Annotated in this window: 17 protein-coding genes; 13 read left to right on the top strand and 4 right to left on the bottom strand. The window is 36.5% G+C overall.

The window, feature by feature from the left end:
- Positions 1–93: 93 nt before the first annotated feature.
- Together xthA and rlmA are read left to right on the top strand one after the other, a co-directional pair.
- Positions 94–903, top strand: coding sequence for an exodeoxyribonuclease III (gene xthA / locus AC27GZ_RS11145; RefSeq protein ID WP_487095119.1), 810 nt, complete (start codon positions 94–96; stop codon positions 901–903).
- 2 nt (positions 904–905) lie between these two features.
- The gene (rlmA, locus tag AC27GZ_RS11150) at positions 906–1,727 is read left to right on the top strand and encodes a 23S rRNA (guanine(745)-N(1))-methyltransferase (protein ID WP_487095120.1); all 822 of its coding nucleotides are present in this window, start codon (positions 906–908) and stop codon (positions 1,725–1,727) included.
- Positions 1,728–1,731: 4 nt separating this feature from the next.
- On the opposite strand, the gene yfbV is transcribed toward rlmA, so the two are convergent.
- Positions 1,732–2,202: a terminus macrodomain insulation protein YfbV gene (gene yfbV / locus AC27GZ_RS11155; RefSeq protein ID WP_487095121.1), complete on the bottom strand. Its 471-nt coding sequence runs from the start codon at positions 2,200–2,202 to the stop codon at positions 1,732–1,734.
- 188 nt (positions 2,203–2,390) lie between these two features.
- Here yfbV and AC27GZ_RS11160 point away from each other — a divergent pair, with 188 nt between their 5' ends.
- The 7 genes from AC27GZ_RS11160 (at position 2,391) to AC27GZ_RS11190 (ending at position 9,174) form a co-directional block, all read left to right on the top strand.
- Entirely contained in the window at positions 2,391–3,674 is a 1,284-nt protein-coding gene (locus AC27GZ_RS11160; protein ID WP_487095122.1) for an acetate/propionate family kinase, read from the top strand.
- Between the two features lie 3 nt (positions 3,675–3,677).
- Complete coding sequence (gene pta / locus AC27GZ_RS11165) at positions 3,678–5,813, top strand: phosphate acetyltransferase (RefSeq protein WP_487095123.1); 2,136 nt, start codon at positions 3,678–3,680, stop codon at positions 5,811–5,813.
- A gap of 415 nt (positions 5,814–6,228) precedes the next feature.
- Positions 6,229–6,615 (top strand): ACT domain-containing protein, encoded by a 387-nt coding sequence (locus AC27GZ_RS11170; RefSeq protein WP_487095124.1) that lies wholly within the window; start codon positions 6,229–6,231, stop codon positions 6,613–6,615.
- Between the two features lie 54 nt (positions 6,616–6,669).
- Entirely contained in the window at positions 6,670–7,035 is a 366-nt protein-coding gene (locus AC27GZ_RS11175) for a Spx/MgsR family RNA polymerase-binding regulatory protein (RefSeq protein ID WP_487095125.1), read from the top strand.
- Positions 7,036–7,041: 6 nt separating this feature from the next.
- Positions 7,042–8,208, top strand: coding sequence for a succinyl-diaminopimelate desuccinylase (gene dapE / locus AC27GZ_RS11180; protein ID WP_487095126.1), 1,167 nt, complete (start codon positions 7,042–7,044; stop codon positions 8,206–8,208).
- Between the two features lie 26 nt (positions 8,209–8,234).
- Complete coding sequence (locus AC27GZ_RS11185; protein WP_487095128.1) at positions 8,235–8,990, top strand: M15 family metallopeptidase; 756 nt, start codon at positions 8,235–8,237, stop codon at positions 8,988–8,990.
- Positions 8,983–9,174 (top strand): hypothetical protein, encoded by a 192-nt coding sequence (locus AC27GZ_RS11190; protein WP_487095129.1) that lies wholly within the window; start codon positions 8,983–8,985, stop codon positions 9,172–9,174. Before AC27GZ_RS11185 ends, AC27GZ_RS11190 begins: the two co-directional genes overlap by 8 nt.
- 106 nt (positions 9,175–9,280) lie before the next feature.
- On the opposite strand, the gene bamC is transcribed toward AC27GZ_RS11190, so the two are convergent.
- The gene (bamC, locus tag AC27GZ_RS11195) at positions 9,281–10,396 is read right to left on the bottom strand and encodes an NlpB/DapX family lipoprotein (RefSeq protein WP_487095130.1); all 1,116 of its coding nucleotides are present in this window, start codon (positions 10,394–10,396) and stop codon (positions 9,281–9,283) included.
- 263 nt (positions 10,397–10,659) lie between these two features.
- On the opposite strand from bamC, the gene AC27GZ_RS11200 reads away from it, so the two are divergent.
- Positions 10,660–11,187, top strand: coding sequence for a glycine cleavage system transcriptional repressor (locus AC27GZ_RS11200; protein ID WP_487095131.1), 528 nt, complete (start codon positions 10,660–10,662; stop codon positions 11,185–11,187).
- Between the two features lie 17 nt (positions 11,188–11,204).
- Positions 11,205–11,681, top strand: coding sequence for a thioredoxin-dependent thiol peroxidase (gene bcp / locus AC27GZ_RS11205; protein WP_487095133.1), 477 nt, complete (start codon positions 11,205–11,207; stop codon positions 11,679–11,681).
- Positions 11,682–11,739: 58 nt separating this feature from the next.
- Here the strand turns inward: bcp and AC27GZ_RS11210 are convergent, their stop codons facing one another.
- Together AC27GZ_RS11210 and AC27GZ_RS11215 are read right to left on the bottom strand one after the other, a co-directional pair.
- A complete protein-coding gene (locus tag AC27GZ_RS11210; RefSeq protein ID WP_487095134.1) occupies positions 11,740–12,804 on the bottom strand; it encodes an AI-2E family transporter in 1,065 nt (354 codons plus the stop codon).
- A 9-nt stretch (positions 12,805–12,813) separates the two neighbouring features.
- Positions 12,814–13,041, bottom strand: a complete 228-nt coding sequence (locus tag AC27GZ_RS11215) for a sulfurtransferase TusA family protein (RefSeq protein ID WP_487095135.1) — start codon at positions 13,039–13,041, stop codon at positions 12,814–12,816.
- 95 nt (positions 13,042–13,136) lie between these two features.
- Between AC27GZ_RS11215 and AC27GZ_RS11220 the strand changes: the two genes are divergently transcribed.
- A complete protein-coding gene (locus AC27GZ_RS11220) occupies positions 13,137–13,766 on the top strand; it encodes a hypothetical protein (RefSeq protein ID WP_487095136.1) in 630 nt (209 codons plus the stop codon).
- A gap of 55 nt (positions 13,767–13,821) precedes the next feature.
- A complete protein-coding gene (bepA, locus tag AC27GZ_RS11225) occupies positions 13,822–15,282 on the top strand; it encodes a beta-barrel assembly-enhancing protease (RefSeq protein WP_487095137.1) in 1,461 nt (486 codons plus the stop codon).
- Positions 15,283–15,302 lie beyond the last annotated feature (20 nt).

A 15,302-nucleotide genomic window follows, 5' to 3' on the forward strand; every position in this document is an offset into this window, starting at 1 on the left:
TTTATAAGGTAAGTAAAAAAATAACTTGCGACTGCCTAGCGAAACAAGCAAGATCAAGGTTAATCGTTATCCTCATATTCTGAGCTTTAAATTATGAAAATTATCTCGTTCAATATTAATGGCCTACGTGCCCGACTACACCAACTACAAGCTATTATAGATAAGCACCAGCCAGATATTATTGGTTTACAAGAAATAAAAGTACATGATGAAGCCTTCCCGTTAGAAGCTGTTGAAGCTATGGGCTACCATGTATATTTCCATGGCCAAAAAGCCCATTATGGTGTTGCTATGTTATGTAAAAAAGCAGCGGTTAACGTACAAAAAGGGTTTCCCACAGATGACGATGAAGCTCAACGCCGTATGATTATGGTAGAAACCACCAATGAGGCTGGAGAAAAAGTTACCGTATTGAATGGTTATTTCCCTCAAGGTGAGAATATCAGCCATGAAACCAAATACCCGTACAAACGTAGGTTTTATCAAGATCTAATGACCTACCTTGATAAACACCACACTCAAGATGAAAACATTATCGTCATGGGAGATATCAATATTTCACCGATTGATTTAGATATTGGCATTGGTGAAGTAAATAGAAAACGTTGGTTAAAAACCGGTAAATGTTCATTTCAACCTGAAGAACGTGAATGGTTATCACGTCTGATGGATTGGGGGTTTGTTGATACTTTCCGTCAATTACACCCAGAACGTAGTGAACGTTATTCATGGTTTGATTATCGCTCTCGTGGATTTGACGATAACAGAGGTTTACGTATTGATGTGATACTAGCAACTGCTTCAATAAGTTCAACGTGTACAGAAGCAGAGGTAGACTACGAGTTAAGAGGTATTGAAAAGCCTTCGGATCATGCGCCAATTTGGTCAACGTTTACAGATTAACTATGATTACTGAACCTAATTATCGTTGTCCATTATGCCAGCAAGCTTTAAAGCCTAATGGCAAAACTTTTGTTTGCTCTAATAATCATAGTTTTGATCAGGCAAAACAAGGCTATGTTAATTTACTTCCAGTCCAATTTAAACATTCAAAAGCACCAGGTGATAATAAAAGTATGGTGCAAGCAAGGCGTGCTTTCTTGGATAATGGCTACTATCAGCAACTTGTTACTAAAATGCTATCGCTTTATCAAGCATATGCTCAATTGGATGCACCTATGTTAGATGCAGGCTGCGGTGAAGGTTTTTATAGTCATCAACATAAAACTCCAAGCAACAAAGTTTATGGTGTTGATATTGCCAAAGAAACAATAAAGATTGCTGCAAAACGTTATCAAGATTGTCATTTCAGTGTGGGTACATTATCTAAGTTAAGTTTTGAGGATAACTACTTTTCATGGATCACTTCGGTTTATGCGCCGATTATTGAGAGCGAGTTTTCTCGCGTATTAAAACCAGGGGGATACTTACTCACTGTAACTCCGGCAGCTCGTCATTTATATGAATTAAAACAATTAATATATCGTAACGCTAATGAGCATGATACCAGTCACCTTCCTATAAAATCTTTAACCTTGATTAAAGAAGAGCGGCTAAGTTATTCAATGGTCTTTGATAATAGTAACGATGTGCTTAATTTACTGTCCATGACGCCCTTAGCCTTTAAAGCATCAAATGAAGTGATCGGACAATTGAAGAAATCTGAGCAATTTTCTTGTCAGGCAGACTTTATTTTAAGGCTATATAAAAAAGAAGCTTTAGTATAACGAATTAAGATTTACTGGAAGCATAGGTAATCTGTAATAACTGAGCTAAATCAATATATTTAGGTTTAACAATAGTTAGGCCTTTAAATTTATTTAACCCTCCCTGCTCCTTCGCTTTTTCTAAACCTTCTCTATACCAAGAAGCCAGTGAAGGTGGTAAAAATTTATCCGCTTTAACACCTAAAACAACTAAAGTTTGTATAGGGATTGATAAAATAAACAAACCATACACTATTGCTTGTCCTAAGCTGTTAATAACATTTTCAATACTGCCTTGCCCCATCGGATAACCCGAAGCAAAATAAAGCTGCATAATAAAAGTGAATAACGCTAAAGCAGGAAAGTATCGGCAAACAAAGCGAGCAGCTTGTACCGATTGGTAGTCATCGAAATACCGCGATAGTTCAGGCCTTTCAGGCCAATATTCAAGGTAACGCTGACCTAATTTGATGATTTGTACTACAGATAAATTCATATGCTAACTATAGCAGTTAAGAGACTATTGGCAAAGTAGTGAGCTGATTAGCAATAGATAAGCTTGTAAATAAATGTTACTCGTCATAATTTTTTGCTTTGTATCAATTTATTCTCTGAAAGTACCGTTATAATATAGTGAAAAATTAAAAGTACTAAAAATCTAACGCAAAATTAATAGCAGTAATTATGAATCAAAAAACTCAAGATCAAATCAATTCATCCACTAACACAATTTTAGTTATCAACTGTGGCAGTTCTTCAGTCAAATTTTCACTTATCACACCAAGTACAGGAAAAAACTTATTATCAGGCTTAGCTGAATGTTTACTTAGCCCAGAGGCGTCAATCAAAATCAATTACATTGATCCGGTCAGCTCGAGTGATGAAAAGCATGTTACTCCTTTGCCTGAACCTTTCGATCACTTAGTTGCCATTAATGTTTTGGTTGAAAAATTAAAACAATTAAACCTTGTTGATGATATTAGTGCCATTGGTCATCGTGTCGTTCATGGTGGTGAGCAATATTCGCAGCCAACACTGATTAATGATCAAGTCACATCGACTATTAAAGCACTGGCAAAATTAGCGCCGTTACATAATCCCGCCAATTTAATAGGCATTGAGGCTTGTCAGCAAGCATTTAATAATTTACCTCAAGTGGCAGTTTTTGATACCGCTTTTCATCAAACGATGCCTGAGAAAGCCTTCCTTTATGGCTTACCCTACGCTTTATATCAAAAACATGATATCAGGCGTTACGGATTTCACGGCACAAGTCACTACTTTGTTGCTAAACAAGCTGCATCTTATTTGAATAAGCCTTTATCCGCATGTAATTTGATCAGTGCCCATTTAGGAAATGGCTGTAGCGTTACGGCAATTAAAGCAGGTAAAAGTGTTGATACCAGCTTGGGAATGACACCACTTGAAGGAGTAATGATGGGAACCCGAAGCGGCGATGTCGATGCTGGTATTATCATTCACCTTGTAGAGCACTTAGGTTATAGCATTGAACAAGTTGATACATTACTCAACAAGCAAAGTGGCTTACTTGGCCTTTCAACCTTTAGCAATGATTGTAGATCCCTTGAAACAGCTATGTTAGATACAAAACACCCTCACTCAGAACAAGCAAAAATCGCATTAACGGTCTTTTGTTATCGTATTGCTAAAAGTATTGCTTCTTTTAGTGCTAGTTTAACAAGTTTAGATGGCATAATTTTCACTGGCGGCATTGGTGAAAACTCATCTTGGGTGAGAGAACAAATTACCAAGCAACTAGCATTACTAAACATACACGTGTGCCCAGAAAAAAATGAAACTATACGTTTTGGCGCCAGCGGCAATATAGCAGATGATAATGCCAGAGCCTGTTTTGTGATTGCTACCGATGAAGAATGGGTTATTGCTGAGCAGTCAGCACAATTACTTAATCAACAAAACAAACCACTTAACGAGCAGGAGAAATAAGCCATGTCTCATCGTATTATGTTAATTCCTGTGGGTTTTGGTGTTGGCCTAACTAGTGTCTCTTTAGGTTTATTACATGCTTGTGAGCAAAAAGGCATAAAGGTTGGTCACTTTAAACCAATTAGCCAGCCTTCTCGAAATACACTCGCAAAGAAAAACACTACCATTGACGCTATCAGTTTATCGCAAAATAGTCGCTGCATTTCTTTAAGTTATTTTGAAGAGAAAATGGCTGAAGGTAAACATGATGTGGTGCTTGAAGAGATTGTCGCAAATTTTGATGATTTTAATAAAGGCCAGGAAGTTGTCATTATTGAAGGTTTAATTCCAACCACCAGACAACCCTACGCCGGTAGAATAAATAGAGATGTAGCACAAGCACTCTGTGCAGATATAGTGCTTGTTGCAGCACCAGGAAATGATACGCCTAGTGAATTTAAAGACAGAATTGAAGTCAGTGCCGGCACCTATGGTGGCATCAAAAACAAACACTTATTAGGTTGTATCATTAACAAATTAAATGCACCTGATCAAGATGAATTCGGCCTACTTCCTCGAGAGGAAGAAATTAATACTGACTTTGACATTAGTCCTTGGAAAGACTTAAGCATATTCAAAAATGATCATTTCGAATTACTTGGTGCCATTGCCTGGGAGATGGATTTAATAGCACCTCGTATTATGGACGTTAGCAACTACCTTGAAGCAAAAGTAATCAACGCCGGTGATATGGAACATAGACGCTTTAGAAGCGTTGCTTTTTGCGCACGCAGTGTCAGTAATTTAGTGAGTTATTTAGTGCCTGGTCGCCTGATTGTTACACCTGGTGATCGAACCGACATTATTATTGCAACCTGTTTATCAGCATTAAATGGTACCAAACTTGGCGCCCTTATTTTGACTAATGGTTTTGAGCCATCAAAACAAGTATGGGAATTATGTCAACAAGCCTTAGATGCGGGTTTACCAGTTCTATCAGTGCCATGGGATACATGGCAAACATCCCGCAATATTATGAGTTTTAATCCTGAAATTCCGCAAGATGATATTCAACGCCATGACAAGGTCAGACAGCACGTTGCTGATAGTCTTTCAGAAGAATGGGTAACAAAACTTTCAGCTAAATTTGAATCGAGATATTTATTATCTCCACCCGCTTTCAGGCATAAACTCACTGAACTAGCACGCCAAGCCAATAAATTAATAGTGTTACCAGAAGGTACTGATATTCGAACCATTAAAGCTGCTGCTATTTGTTGTGAGCGTAATATTGCCCGTTGCCAGCTTATCGGAAATAAAGAAGAAATTCTAAGAATCGCTGAGCATCAAGGCATAAACTTACCCGAATCTTTACTGATCACCGATCCTGAAAATATTCGTGATAATTATGTAAAACCTTTAGTAGAGCTAAGAAAAGCGAAGGGAGTAACTGATGTTATCGCTCAAGAAAGCCTAAAAGATAATGTTGTACTGGCTACTATGATGTTGCAAATGGGACAAGTTGACGGGCTAGTATCTGGTGCTGTAAATACAACAGCCAATACAATCAGGCCAGCATTACAATTGATAAAAACAGCGCCGCAAAGCTCATTAGTATCATCAATATTTTTCATGTTACTACCTGAGCAAGTTTTAGTTTACGGCGACTGTGCTATCAACCCTGAGCCAAATGCAGAGCAACTTGCAGATATTGCCATTCAGTCAGCTGATTCTGCTGCTGCCTTTGGTATACCACCACGAGTTGCGATGATTAGTTACAGTACAGGAAGCTCAGGACATGGCGCAGACGTAGAAAAAGTCGCAAAAGCAACGAAGCTAGCACAGAAAAAGCGACCCGATCTTATCATTGATGGTCCATTACAATATGACGCTGCCATTATGGAAAATGTTGCTAAGAAAAAAGCCCCAAACAGTCCTGTGGCAGGTAAAGCAACCGTTTTCATATTCCCAGATTTAAATACTGGCAACACTACCTATAAAGCTGTGCAACGATCTGCTGAACTTGTCAGTATTGGTCCTATGCTTCAAGGGATGAATAAACCAGTGAACGACTTATCTCGTGGCGCACTCGTTGACGATATTGTTTATACCATTGCCTTAACAGCAATTCAGTCAGTACAATCAGAAAAAACCAATTAAACGGCGAAATAAACACCCTAACTAGCGCGATAAATTAGTTATTTCTTATAGTTAACAAGTAGAATTTATTAGAACAACTGTTTTATTAGGTTTTACTTGTATCTCTAGTTTTAATTAATAGGTTTACTTTTTGTACATAAAATAAAATCCATATAATTCAGAATATTAAGCTTTTACACCACTATTGCTAACAATGATATCCACAGGTTTTGTGGATATCAACTTATAAAGAAACATCACATTTTTGAGTGAAAAACAGTATTAATCCGCTTATTTAATCTCATTCAAACGTTAAAACAAACTAGATAGCAATAAAGACATTTTAATTCTTAGTCAACTTGCTTTTAGCTTAGCTAGAGTTAGCTTTTAAAAATTGCTATGCTGTCTTAATAATGTATTTATCAACATCTGGTTAATGATGAGTTTAACGTTAAAGCTATTAGATGAGTGCTTTGCTATCCATAGTTTACCTAGAAATAGCAAAATTCCTGATCAAGTTTTTTCCGCTCCTATTTATTTTATAGCGAAGACATTTAATGAAATTTCAGTAGTGTTGCCGCAAAGTGTAACCATAGACAGCAACAAAGTAGAAACTGAATGGCAAGCATTAGAAGTTGTCGGACCCTTGGATTTTTCATTAACAGGAGTTTTATCAAATATTTCGACTGTTTTAGCCAATGAAAAAATCAGTATTTTCGCTATCTCAACCTTTGATACGGATTATATTTTGGTAAAGGCTAATGAAATTAACTCGGCAATAAACGCCTTAACAACCAGTAACTATCAGGTAATTAAACCTTAAAATTACGATGAATGATAAACAATCAATGACTCAACCCTAAATAAGAATTGAATAATGAATATTACTACCTACGGTATAAACAACTGCGATACAGTCAAAAAATCACTTAAATGGTTAACAGCAAATAACATTGAACACGATTTTTATGACTTTAAAAAGCAGCCATTAACCCCTGAATTATTAACACAATTTGTTAGCTTAAGTGACTGGGGACAATTACTCAATAAACGCAGTACTACGTTTAGAAACTTACCCGAAGAAATTAAAAATAATTTGTCTGATGAGGTTATGTTTGAGCAAGTACTTTTGCAACCGACTTTGTTAAAAAGACCTTTATTATTAATTAGCGATAGCCAGCACGACAAACAATTACACTTAGGCTTTAAAGAGCAGACTTACCAAGCAATATTTCAGGGGTAAATAAACATGACTCAGAAATATAGCGAAGTCATCGAACTAGCGAAGGATTTAATTTCACGTCCATCAGTAACGCCAGAAGACGCTGGCTGCCAAGCATTAATGCAAGCTCGACTAGCAAAGCTCGGCTTTGTTAATGAAACCATGATTTTTCACGATACCACTAATTTATGGTCAAGACGTAATGGTAGTAGTGAAACAGAAGGCCCCGTATTTTGTTTCGCTGGTCATACAGATGTAGTTCCTCCCGGTAATCTCGAATTATGGAACACTCCACCTTTTGAGCCAACAATTATAGATGGTATGCTCTATGGTCGCGGGGCGGCTGATATGAAAGGTAGTTTGGCTGCTATGATTGTTGCAACAGAGCGATTTGTTACAGAACACCCAAAATACCAAGGCGCAATCACATATTTGATCACCAGTGATGAAGAAGGTCCTTTTATCAATGGCACCACTAAGGTTATCGATACCCTTGAAGCTCGTAATGAAAAAATAACTTATTGTATTGTTGGTGAGCCATCAAGCAGCCACCATGTAGGGGATGTAATCAAAAATGGTCGACGTGGTTCAATATCAGCTGACGTTGATATTAAAGGTAAGCAAGGACATGTTGCCTACCCTGAGCATGTTAAAAACCCGATTCATCTGGCAATGCCTGCCTTAGCTGAGCTCAGTCAATATCATTGGGATCATGGTAACGACTACTTCCCTGCCACAAGCTTTCAATTATCGAATATCAATTCAGGTACAGGCGCAACTAATGTAGTTCCTGGACATTTAACCGCGTTATTCAACTTACGTTATAGCACTGAACTTACCGATCAAATTATTGTTGAGCAGGTAGAGTCAATCTTAAATAAGCACCAGCTAGATTATGATATAAAGTGGACTTTTAATGGTAAACCGTTTTTGACGGAATTAGGCCAAGATGAAGGTGACTTTTTGTCTTCGGTAACTCATGCTGTTTCATCAGTAACTGGAACTTCCCCCCAGCTCTCAACTTCGGGTGGTACATCTGATGGGCGATTTATAGCACCAACAGGTGCAAAAGTAATAGAACTTGGGCCTTGTAATGCCACAATTCATCAAGTCAATGAATCAGTATCCTGTGACGATTTAGACAAGCTTGCTGATATTTATTATGCTTGCCTTAAACAAGTCTTACTCAAATAAAGTAATTAAGATTAAGGACTAATAGTTTGATTGAGCCTGTGAGCGATAGTATTCAAGCACAAATTCTTGGCTTAACTGACCGCCATATCCACTACTTCGCCCAAAATAAGGAATTCACAAATAAAAAAGTGGGTATTCATCAGCAAATAATTAAGCCTTTTAATAAACTCGTTAAAAACGCTGCCAAAGCCGGAATTACACTAGAAATTGCCAGTGGCTTTCGATCTTTTGAACGACAATTACTGATATGGAATAACAAGTTTACCGGTAAAACTGCCATCAAAAAGCGCAGTGGTGATGTGTTAACATTAACGGGACTATCTTCTTTAAAAATTATAGAAGGTATTCTTCTCTACTCAGCCCTACCAGGTGCGAGCCGCCACCACTGGGGCTGCGATATTGATATTTATGCGCCAAATTTATTGGCCAACAATCAAACATTGCAGCTTGAGCCATGGGAGTATGCATCAAAAGGACCAATGGCAAAGCTCTCAGAATTTCTCGCAGAAGAAGCACCCAAATTAGGGTTTTATTTGCCCTATGATCAATATCGGGGCGGAGTCGCTCATGAGCCTTGGCATTTATCTTATGCCCCAATAGCAAAGCAATATACTGAAGCTTTTGACATTGATTCGTTAGAGCACTGTTTAAATAACGCAGAGCTTAGTGGTAAAATGGCTATTATTGAAAACTTGCCAGCAATTGTTGAGCAATTTGTAATGAATATAAACCCTATCAACTCAGTTAAAAACCTCAACACAACAGGAACACATCATGGATAACTGGTTAACCATCGTAATGATAGTTATTGTTATCGTTATCTTTGTTGGTAACTTAAGTACTTTCCAAAAAAGTAGTCATCATAAAATGCGCAAAACGAATTTAAATGACATGAAAGAAACCTTACCTAGATCAACAAAAACAGCCCACAAAATGCCTACTATCGATAAAGATAAACTTAAGTAACCTGAGCTTGGCTTATTATATGTTTAACCTTATTTAAGACGGGTCAAACGCTACAAATAAAAAAACGCCAATAAACGGCGTTTTTTTATTTAACATTGTTAATAAATTAATAGAAATTTCTAAACGATAACCCAGGTTCCATTACTGGGAAAATTCTTTCTAAGGTTTCTAATGGAATTGGCTCACCATCAACATTATAAATTGTCACTGATGTTTGATGGTTTTTATCATCTAAAGGTGATAAAACGAATTGATATTTGGCATCTGCCACTTCAATTACAGGTACATCATCTCCCCAAATAGCATCCCAAATACTGGTTTCAGGTTTAGTGAAATCAACATAGTAAATCTTGTTCGTTTCATTAAGGTCGGTAATCGTAAATCCATGCTTTTCAAAGAAGATTGGCATATTTGTCCATAAATTATCTAACCCCATTTCAACGATGTAAGCAGCTTCAGCTTCTTTATTTTCACCTATGGTCACAAGTTTCTGGTTAGCGCGCATTAAACGATTTTCACGTTGCTGAAGACGGTAATCATAATCAACTTGCGCCACTATTTCGTTAAGCATTGCCATTTCAGCACGTTGTTTATCTATAGGGTTGATTGTTTTAGAGCCACCTTGGCTATCTGTTTTCATAAAATCGACAAGAGAAACTTGCAAAGAAACACTACGGCCATGCGGTTTTACAACAAGTTGATAACGAAACTTTAAACTAGTAGATGATTCAATTTCTGTAAATAACCACCCTGTTTCAACTTCACTATGATACCAACTCGACTCGAAGGCTAAACCCTGTCCGCCTTCGGGAACTTCAACATTAGTAGCCACTTCGTCATAAGTAACATCGTCAGACATTAATTGGCTAATAATGGAATTTCTAATTAAAGTTAATAAGTCTTTATCTTCGAGTACTTTATCAAACCAAATAAGTGCTTTATCAGATTCAGGTTCAACACGAGAAGAGGCAGCGACGGGTAACACTAATGATGGTGCTCTAATGTCTACATCTTTACCAACTGGGCCGTTAATTTTGTCATTATCTATAATTAAAAAGTCATCACGCTTAACAGGCTTATCCAAAGCCTCAGGCACTATAAATTCTTTTGATTCTCTTTTTTCTGCATAATCAAAATTTCCCTGGGCTCTATGATTATCAACACTACTACAAGCTGACAACACTAAACTAAGCGCTGAGAAATAAAACAATTGACGACTCATTAAAACTCCTGAGGAAACACTTCATTATTGACTGTTCATTGGATGGTAAAAATCCTCTTTGGTTCATTTTTACCAGAACAAATTTTAGCGCACCATGGTACTTTGCTGGTTTTGCAAACACAAGTAGTTCAACTACTTTTTCTAAACTATATCGCCGTATCATTTTTAGCTTGGTTGATATTTTTTCACCTCTAGTGGATTAAATTGGTATTAGGGTAATTTGCGTATATAATGCCGTTTTCTTATCTAATGTAGGCGTTTTAATGTCACAATATTTAGTACTGACAGCCATGGGCTCTGATAGAACAGGTTGTGTGAGCGAGTTAACTAAATTAGCTAGTGAGTGCGGTTGTAATATACTCGATAGCAGAATGGCTATTTTCGGTTTAGAGTTTACTTTTATCATGTTACTTAATGGTGATAGCCGTGCCATTAATAAAATTGAAGTGAAGCTTCCAAAAGTAGCGCAAGCATTAGATCTTATTACCATGATGAAGCGAACGTCTAGCCATAAGTCCTATGACTTAGTAGAGCATTATCAAGTTGAATATGCTGGTATAGATCAACCCGGTATATTAAAAGCGATGACCGAATTTTTTGCTACGCGTAAAATAGACATTTCTTCTTTGAAATCTGAAATAGATCCAAAAACTAACCATATGAGTGCCGCTATTTCTTTTGCATTAACACAAAAAATTAATATTGAAGATATAGAAAGTGAATTTTTACAGCTTTGTGAGCAATTTGCCGTACAAGGCTGCATAAAGCAAGCACCAAACAGTTTAATATAAAATTTAATAGGACCTTTATGAATACTCTTACCGTTGGCGATAATGCACCACTTTTCTCACTTCAAGATGAAAATGATCAAACAGTTAACTTGGCTGACTTCATTAATAAAAAGCAAGTTTTAGTCTATTTTTATCCAAAAGCGATGACACCCGGCTGTACTATTCAAGCACAAGGTTTAAGAGATATTAAAGCTGAACTTGAAACATTAAATACAGTGGTTTTTGGCATTTCACCGGACCTACCTAAGCGCTTAGAAAAGTTTTGTCAGCGAGATGATTTAAATTTCACCCTACTTTCTGATGTTGATCATAAAGTCGCCGATGACTTTGGTGTTTGGGGTTTGAAAAAATTCATGGGTAAAGAATACGACGGTATTCACCGTTTAAGCTTTTTAATTGGACTTGACGGAAAAATCAGCCATGTTTTTAATAAATTTAAAACGAAAGATCATCACCAAGTAGTGCTTGATGTTTTAAATGAGTTAGCGAAATAAACGCTCATTAACAAATTATAAAGAATCACTATCGCTGTAAATAGCTAAGTTATACTATTTACAGCGCTTCTTCTGTTTGTGCTGAAGACCAGACATTAATTACAGCTTTTACCAAAGTTGCTAAAGGAATAGCGAAAAACACTCCCCAAAACCCCCATAAACCACCAAAGAAAATTACCGCAATAATAATAGTGACAGGATGTAAATTCACTGCTTCAGAGAAAAGTAGCGGTACAATAACATTACCGTCTATAGCTTGAATAATCCCATACGCCAACATGACATAGCCAAGTTCGTTACTAAATCCCCACTGAAAGAGCGCCACTAAAAATACCGGTATAGTGACGATAGTAGCACCCACATAAGGAACCAATACTGACAAGCCAACAAACACACCTAACAATACTGCATAGCGTAAATCTAAAAATATAAACGTTATGGTTGTAATCACGCCAACAATTAAAATTTCAATCACTTTACCGCGAATGTAATTTAAAATTTGTTGATTCATTTCTTTACCAACTTGCACGGCCATTCGACGTTCTTTAGGTAAAAACTGCTTACAAGTTACCAAAAGGTCTGTCTTATCTTTTAAAAAGAAAAAGACCATTAATGGCACTAAAATAAGGTAAATCATTAACGCTACGATATCTGATATTGAGTTCAAGCCAGCAGTTAACGCAAGTTGCCCCCATTCTAGTAACTTTTCTTTAACCGATGAGATAACTGTTTCAATTTGAGATGCGTGAATAATATCAGGATACTTTTCAGGCAAAGTTAATAAATACTTTTGCCCTTGTGAAATCATATTAGGTACTTCTTGCAATAAACTACTGCTTTGTTTCCAGATAATTGGCATCAAACCTAACATGGCTATTAAAGCGACACTAATAAATGCCGTCACTACAATCATAGTTGCGCTAGTACGGGAAAAATTTAATTGAATAAGCTTATTAACGGGTAGATCGAGTAAAAATGCGATACCTAAAGCAACCAATACCGGCATCAACAAACTACTAAAAAAGAGAATAAATAAAAATGAGGTTAATAAAATCAACACTAAAGTAACAGCATGGGGATCTGAAAATTTACGTGTATACCAATCAGAAAACAATTTGATCATAATATGCCTTTACTTGCCCTTATTCATAATTGTTATTTCAACAATACTTGCTTTGGTGTTCACTAACTTATGTTCGTAGCCTAACTTAGCTAATAACTTAGGAATGTCTTTGATAGAGCCACTGTCTTTAATTTTAATGACACAACTATCATCATTAGACATTTTTTTTAATATTAACCGTAAATTTACCAGTGGTAATGGACACACTTCTTGGCTAGCATCATAATGGAAAATCATTCTAAGTTTCTTTTATTTAACAAAGTAATCTGAGACAATTACACACAGTATATTAACGTATCTATAATTGTTTACCTAGCAGGAATCCTCATTAAATGAGTAGTTTACCTAAAAATCCTAACTTAAAAGAGATTAATGCTTATAAAAAGCAATTAACCTGGGGCGATGTACCTGCTATTTATCATTTAGTAGCCACATCACTAGGCGAGTTAGATGGCATTTTATCTCATGGTTTTGATAGTGCCTATAAACAGATTTTAAATCGAAATACGTGGAATCTCACAGCACTAGGTGGTCATAAAGATAATAACGGCAATATCCAGGTAAGAATTAAACCGCAAATAATATTACAACATAATTATACCGATATGGGGTATGAGCTACATTGTTACCCTGTTATTAACGGTGAAAGAATCTTTCGCCCGTTAGTAAATGATCCTAACTGCCCATTTCAAAAGTGGTTACCTGAAAGTATGGGAATGTTATTTAGAATAAACAGTCTAGTCGCTTTTTCAATTTTCACCTATCAAAGTGGTGATGAAGCAGATTTAGCATTAGTTAAGTATGCATATTTTAGGGTGAAACAATTAATTACTACTTTGTCCGAATCTTTTGATATTTTAACGGTCGAAGGTTACAGCATTGCTAATTTTTACCAAGAAATAGATAAAAGAAATGGCAATATACTCTCGAGTGATTGTGTACAACCCCCCTCTCAGAGCTAATTCTTAATGTAGTTGTACGCCACATTGAAAAATCAAAATAGGAAAATCTTTGTTTATGTTGAGACCTTTATTGTCTGCTTGTATCTTCACTCTTCTCATTGCGAGCTTATCAACATTTGATGCAGCAGCTATTAATCAAAACAACAAAAATAAACTGCCAGAAATAGGCATTTCAGGTTTTAGTGTGTTGTCTTTAGATAAAGAAAGACAGCTAGGCCAAGCCATGATGAGGCAATTACGTGCTACTGCGCCTATTATTCAGGATCCTGTTCTGATTGAGTACATTAATCATTTAGGCAATTTATTAGTTAAGAATGCGCAAGATGTAAATTACGCCTTTAAATTTTTTCTAATAAACAACAACGAATTAAACGCTTTTGCTTTTTTTGGTGGTCATGTAGGTATTCATAGCGGGCTTATTACCACCGCCGACAACGAAAGTGAATTAGCATCTGTTATTGCCCATGAGATATCTCACGTAACTCAACGCCACTTAGCTCGTCGTTTAGAATCGCAAAGTCAAACTCAAACCTTAACCATGGCAGGTATGATTTCCGGTATATTAATATCATTGGTTAATCCAACCGTTGGTATGGCGGCATTAAGTGCCTCAATGGCAGCTTCGCAACAAGCAAGTATCAATTATACTCGTGGTAATGAAAAAGAAGCAGATAGAGTTGGCATTGCTTTGTTAGCTAACAGTAATTTTGATCCACAAGGAGCTCCAAGTTTCTTTAACAAAATGTCAGCAAAATATCGCTATGCGAGTAAGCCACCAGCCATGCTATTAACTCACCCGCTTCCAGAGTCACGAATTGCCGATGCCAGACAACGTGCTCATCAATACCCAGTAAGACGATTACCACCAAGTTTACCTTTTGAATTAGCAAAATCACGGATTAAATCTCGCTACCAAGGCAATGCTGAAGCTAATATTAGCTACTATAAATTACAGTTAAATAAAAACAGATATGCCATTAAAGAAGCTACTCAATATGGGTTAGCCTTATCGTATTTTGAAAATAAGCAATATCTTCCTGCAAAAGCATTGCTTGAATCATTAAAAAACAATGATAAACACAATTTATTTTATATCGATGCACTCACGGATGTTTACCTAGCATTACATGAGTATAATAAAGCCTTCGCTATGCTAGAGCCTTTAAGCTTATTAATGCCAAACAATCAGGTAGTCACTCTCAACTATGGTAACGCGTTATTTAAAGCAAAAGAATATAGTCAAGCAGCACGTGTCCTTCAAGACTTTTTGCTCGTCAGTCCAGGAAATTTTATTGCCTATGACATTTTAACTTCGATTTATAAAGAGCATGGGAAAACGGGGTTAATGCATCTTAATAAAGCGGAGTTATACGCTTTATTAGGCGCTTACCAAAAAGCCATAGATGAGTTGCAAACTAGCCATACTTTATTTTCCGAACAACCTTTATTACAAAAGCGTGTTAAAGCGAGAATATTGCAATTTCAAGAACAAGAAAACAGACTTAAGCGTTTATAACGCATTTCAACGTACTTACA

The organism is Colwellia sp. SU-HH00943 (assembly GCF_057546125.1).

Bases quoted from the DNA above. Each gene is read 5' to 3' on its own strand.
- AC27GZ_RS11175 (WP_487095125.1), top strand. From the start codon at position 6,670: ATGAATATTACTACCTACGGTATAAACAACTGCGATACAGTCAAAAAA.
- AC27GZ_RS11200 (WP_487095131.1), top strand. From the start codon at position 10,660: ATGTCACAATATTTAGTACTGACAGCCATGGGCTCTGATAGAACAGGT.
- AC27GZ_RS11170 (WP_487095124.1), top strand. From the start codon at position 6,229: ATGATGAGTTTAACGTTAAAGCTATTAGATGAGTGCTTTGCTATCCAT.
- pta (WP_487095123.1), top strand. From the start codon at position 3,678: ATGTCTCATCGTATTATGTTAATTCCTGTGGGTTTTGGTGTTGGCCTA.
- rlmA (WP_487095120.1), top strand. From the start codon at position 906: ATGATTACTGAACCTAATTATCGTTGTCCATTATGCCAGCAAGCTTTA.
- bamC (WP_487095130.1), bottom strand. From the start codon at position 10,396: ATGAGTCGTCAATTGTTTTATTTCTCAGCGCTTAGTTTAGTGTTGTCA.
- bepA (WP_487095137.1), top strand. From the start codon at position 13,822: ATGTTGAGACCTTTATTGTCTGCTTGTATCTTCACTCTTCTCATTGCG.
- AC27GZ_RS11160 (WP_487095122.1), top strand. From the start codon at position 2,391: ATGAATCAAAAAACTCAAGATCAAATCAATTCATCCACTAACACAATT.
- AC27GZ_RS11190 (WP_487095129.1), top strand. From the start codon at position 8,983: ATGGATAACTGGTTAACCATCGTAATGATAGTTATTGTTATCGTTATC.
- yfbV (WP_487095121.1), bottom strand. From the start codon at position 2,202: ATGAATTTATCTGTAGTACAAATCATCAAATTAGGTCAGCGTTACCTT.
- bcp (WP_487095133.1), top strand. From the start codon at position 11,205: ATGAATACTCTTACCGTTGGCGATAATGCACCACTTTTCTCACTTCAA.
- AC27GZ_RS11220 (WP_487095136.1), top strand. From the start codon at position 13,137: ATGAGTAGTTTACCTAAAAATCCTAACTTAAAAGAGATTAATGCTTAT.
- AC27GZ_RS11215 (WP_487095135.1), bottom strand. From the start codon at position 13,041: ATGATTTTCCATTATGATGCTAGCCAAGAAGTGTGTCCATTACCACTG.
- AC27GZ_RS11210 (WP_487095134.1), bottom strand. From the start codon at position 12,804: ATGATCAAATTGTTTTCTGATTGGTATACACGTAAATTTTCAGATCCC.
- dapE (WP_487095126.1), top strand. From the start codon at position 7,042: ATGACTCAGAAATATAGCGAAGTCATCGAACTAGCGAAGGATTTAATT.
- xthA (WP_487095119.1), top strand. From the start codon at position 94: ATGAAAATTATCTCGTTCAATATTAATGGCCTACGTGCCCGACTACAC.